The sequence below is a fragment of the Sphingobium sp. genome (assembly GCF_035511395.1).
Taxonomy (GTDB): Bacteria; Pseudomonadota; Alphaproteobacteria; order Sphingomonadales; family Sphingomonadaceae; genus Sphingobium.
On record NZ_DATKFP010000101.1, the window covers coordinates 1 to 3,814 of the forward strand.

4 protein-coding genes are annotated in these 3,814 nt (G+C 62.6%); 2 read left to right on the top strand and 2 right to left on the bottom strand.

Annotated features, from left to right (window positions below):
* On the top strand, window positions 1–1,191 hold a 1,191-nt coding region (locus tag VMR39_RS06500; RefSeq protein WP_325415174.1), incomplete at its 5' end, for a GMC family oxidoreductase.
* Between the two features lie 16 nt (window positions 1,192–1,207).
* Here VMR39_RS06500 and VMR39_RS06505 read toward each other — a convergent pair.
* A complete protein-coding gene (locus tag VMR39_RS06505; RefSeq protein WP_325415175.1) occupies window positions 1,208–1,525 on the bottom strand; it encodes a 2Fe-2S iron-sulfur cluster-binding protein in 318 nt (105 codons plus the stop codon).
* A 54-nt stretch (window positions 1,526–1,579) separates the two neighbouring features.
* Window positions 1,580–2,716, bottom strand: coding sequence for an NADH:flavin oxidoreductase (locus VMR39_RS06510; RefSeq protein ID WP_325415176.1), 1,137 nt, complete (start codon window positions 2,714–2,716; stop codon window positions 1,580–1,582).
* Between the two features lie 115 nt (window positions 2,717–2,831).
* On the opposite strand from VMR39_RS06510, the gene VMR39_RS06515 reads away from it, so the two are divergent.
* Window positions 2,832–3,623 carry an SDR family oxidoreductase gene (locus VMR39_RS06515; protein ID WP_325415177.1) on the top strand — a complete coding sequence of 264 codons (792 nt, stop codon included), beginning with the start codon at window positions 2,832–2,834 and terminating at the stop codon, window positions 3,621–3,623.
* Window positions 3,624–3,814: the final 191 nt, after the last annotated feature.

Here is a 3,814-nt window from a genome sequence, read left to right on the forward strand (position 1 = left end):
GGCCGCTCGCTGCTGGGCCCGGAGCCGTTCAACTGCTCCGCGCCGGATACCGGCAACATGGAAGTGCTGGTGCGCTACGCCAACGAAGAGCAGAAGAAGCAATGGCTGGAGCCGCTGCTGCGCGGCGAGATCCGCTCCGCCGTCGCCTTTCTCGATCCGGTGCGGCATCGCCCTAACCTCCATGTTGTGACCAATGTCTATGCCGATCGCATCCGGTTTGACGGCCGCCGCGCGGCAGGCGTGGATTGCCGCGTAAACGGCGCGCCGAAATATTATACCTGCCGCGGCGAAATCATCCTGAGCACCGGCACGATCGGCACGCCCAAGCTGCTTCAACTGTCGGGTATCGGCCCCGCCGATCGCTTGCGCGCGCTGGGCATCGATGTAGTGCAGGACAGTCCGAATGTCGGACGCGGCATATTGGAACATCTGGGCATGATCGCGACCTATCGCCTGCGGGGGGGAGAGCGTGGGATCAACCACCGGCTACGGGGTATCGGCTTGGCCGCCAGCGTCGCCCAATATCTGATGCGCAAGTCCGGCCCGCTGGCTAATGGCGCGATGGAAGTCGGCGCCTTCATCCGCACCAGCCCGGAGCGGGTCCGCCCCAATGCACAACTCTATGTCAGCGGATGGACGCTGGATATCCCCGAGGAGAAGGAAAAGGACACGGTCGCACCGATGCAGTCGGTCGAAGCCACACCTGGCATGAGCATCACCGCGCAGTTGATCGGCTTGGACAGCGAAGGCTCCCTCACCCTTGGCAGCGCCGATCCCGATGCCCCGCTGATCATCAACCCGAACTGGCTGTCGAGCGAGACGGATCAGCGTGCCGCCATCGAAATGGTTCGCTATATCCGTGCCTACGTCGCCCAGCCCGCATTGGCGCCCTATGTCGGCGCGGAAATGTCGCCGGGCATTTCCCATCAGAGCGACGAAGAGATATTGGCCGCGGTCCGCCGCATCGCGTTGTGCGGGACTCATGCAGTGCGAAGCTGCCGCATGGGCGGGGATACGCGATCCGTGGTAGATGGGCGCGCCCGGGTCCGTGGCGTCCATGGTCTGCGCATCGTCGATTGCTCGATCATGCCGGGCCTTATTTCTGGCAATACCAATGGCCCGGCCATGGCGACGGCATGGCGGGCGGCCGACCTGATCCTGGAGGATGACGCGCTCCGCAACGCCGCCTGACTGACGAAACGTCTGTTCAGTCCTCCGGCGCGATCGTCACGGTCAGCCCATCCAGATCATTCGACCAGATGATCTGGCATGACAGGCGCGACCCCGCCTGGCGATGATCGGAACTGTCCAGCAAGTCACTCTCGTCCGCGCTCACCTCGCCGGTCCTGCCCATATCTTCCTCGGACAGGAATATATGGCAGGTCGCGCAGGAACAGCAGCCGCCGCACAGGGCCATCAGTTCGTCCACACCGCTGTCGCGGATCATTTCCATGATGGAAACACCGGCATCGCCTTCGATTTCCAGACTGCCACCATCACGCTTGATCAGATTTAATTTTGCCATGCCATCATTCCGATTGAGAATAGGGTCGGCATTCGCGCCGACGGAAAAAAGGTATCAGGAAAGCGTCGCGAGGGATGCCGGGCTGTAGGGCAGCAATTCATGATGGGCCATGCGTCGCACCTTCTCGACCCAGTCCGCATCGACCAGCAGCGACCGGCCGATCGCCACCAGCTCGAAATCGCCCCGCTCCAGCATCTTATTCAATATATCCAGCCGCCCCAAGGACGGAGCAGCCTGCGAGCTGGAGAACATGGTCGCCAGCATTTCCTTTTCGATGCCCAGTGAGCCGACGGTGATCGACGGCCGCCCGGTCAATTTGCGCGCCCAGCCCGCCAGATTCAGGGGGCTGTCCACAAATTCGCGTTCCCAGAAACGGCGTTGCGACGCATGGAAGATATCCACGCCCGCATCCGCCAGCGGCTCCAGCAGGGTCGCCAACTCACCCGGTGTCGTCGCCAGCTTCGCTTCATAGTCCTGCTGCTTCCACTGGGAGAAACGAAACAGGATCGGAAAGTCCGGCCCCACCGCCTGGCGGCAGCCACGCACCACCTCCACCGCGAAACGCGCCCGGTCGGCCAGCGACGGTCCGCCCCATATATCCTGACGGTAATTGGTCCCGTGCCACAGAAATTGGTCGATCAGATAGCCGTGCGCGCCATGGAGTTCGACGCCGTCGAAGCCAAGCGCCTGCGCCGTCGCGGCTCCCCGCGCATAGGCGTCGATCAAGGCTGCAATGTCCGCATCGCTGCTGCCCCGTGCCACCTGTTCGTTCGGATCGATATAGCCGGACGGGCTGGATTTGACGGTCAGGTCTTCATCAATGGCGTCGTAAAGATTGTCGATCTGCGCCCGCCTCGTCATCCCGACATGCCAGAGTTGCGGCACGATCTTGCCACCCGCCGCATGCACTTCATCGACGACATGCCGCCACCCTTGCAGGGCATCGTCACCGTAGAAGCGCGGCGCGCGCTCCTCATTGGAGGCACTGGGATGATCGATCCAGGTGCCTTCCGTCACGATCAGGCCGACCCCGCCTTCGGCGCGACGGCGATAATAGCCGGCGACATCCGCCCCCACCACACCATTGGGGGCGAAGCATCGGGTCATCGGCGCCATCACGGTCCGATTGGCGAGTGCGAGGCTCCCGACGTTCACGGGTTCGAACAGCTTGGCGCTAGCCGCAATGGTCATCGGAAAGCTCCTCTTCCTGCGCGATAGCTTGCGATCGCAATATAGTTCATATTATTATCGTACCTATGCGATCTTATATGATCGAACGATGTAAAATCAAGGAGAGGAATGGCTTATGCAGTTGAAGGACAAGGTAGCGGTGGTGCTAGGCGCTTCGGCCGAAGGCGGAACGGGCTGGGCCGTTGCTGAGGCGCTGGCGGAAGCAGGCGCAAAGCTGATCGTCGCGGCCCGCTCCATGGACGGGCTGGAGCGACTGGCTGCCAAGATCGGCGGGATCGCCGTCCAGTGCGATGCCGGCAACGAACAGAACATCGCCAATCTGGCGCGCGTCGCGGCAGAGGCGCATGGCGCGATCGACATTGCAGTCAACGCCGCCGCCCTGCCGGTCATCAGCATGATCGCCGACGTCACCGCCGATCAACTGCAACGGGGGGTGGATGTCAATTATTTCGGTCATGTCCACTTCATCCGCCACATGACGCGGGTGATGAACGACGGCGGCTCCATCACGCTTATCTCGTCCAACAGCACGGTGCAGCCGCAACCCCCGCATTTTGCCTATGCCTGCGCGAAGGCCGCGACGGATTGCCTGGTCGGTTATGCGGCGCTTGAATATGGCGCCCGCGGCATCCGCGTGAACTCGCTGCTCCCCGGTCCGATCAAGTCGGCGCTGTCGGCGGGCCTGTTCGCCATTCCCGGAGTCGAGGCACTCTATGCAAGCCACGTTCCGCTGGGTCGGGTGGGCCTGCCCAGGGACTATGCCGACACGGTCGTGTTTCTCTCCGGCCCGACCTATATCACCGGCGTCAATCTGCCGGTCAGCGGTGGCAATCATCTGACGGGAATGCCAAAGCTGGACGATATCCAGACCGGGGCCGACGCCTATCGATCCGAAAAAACCGCCTGAGCCCGCGGGTGGGGCGCAGCTATGCGCCTCACCTGCCCTTGCGGGGTATCAAAGCCCCAGAAGACCGAAGCTGTCATGGTCCAACGCCGCCGTCGCCGCGCGCACGGCATTGGCCGTGTTTATCGCTTCTGGTTGCCATACCGCGCTATTGTTGAGCCAGGTGACGACCGGATAAAAAGCCGCGCAGCGAT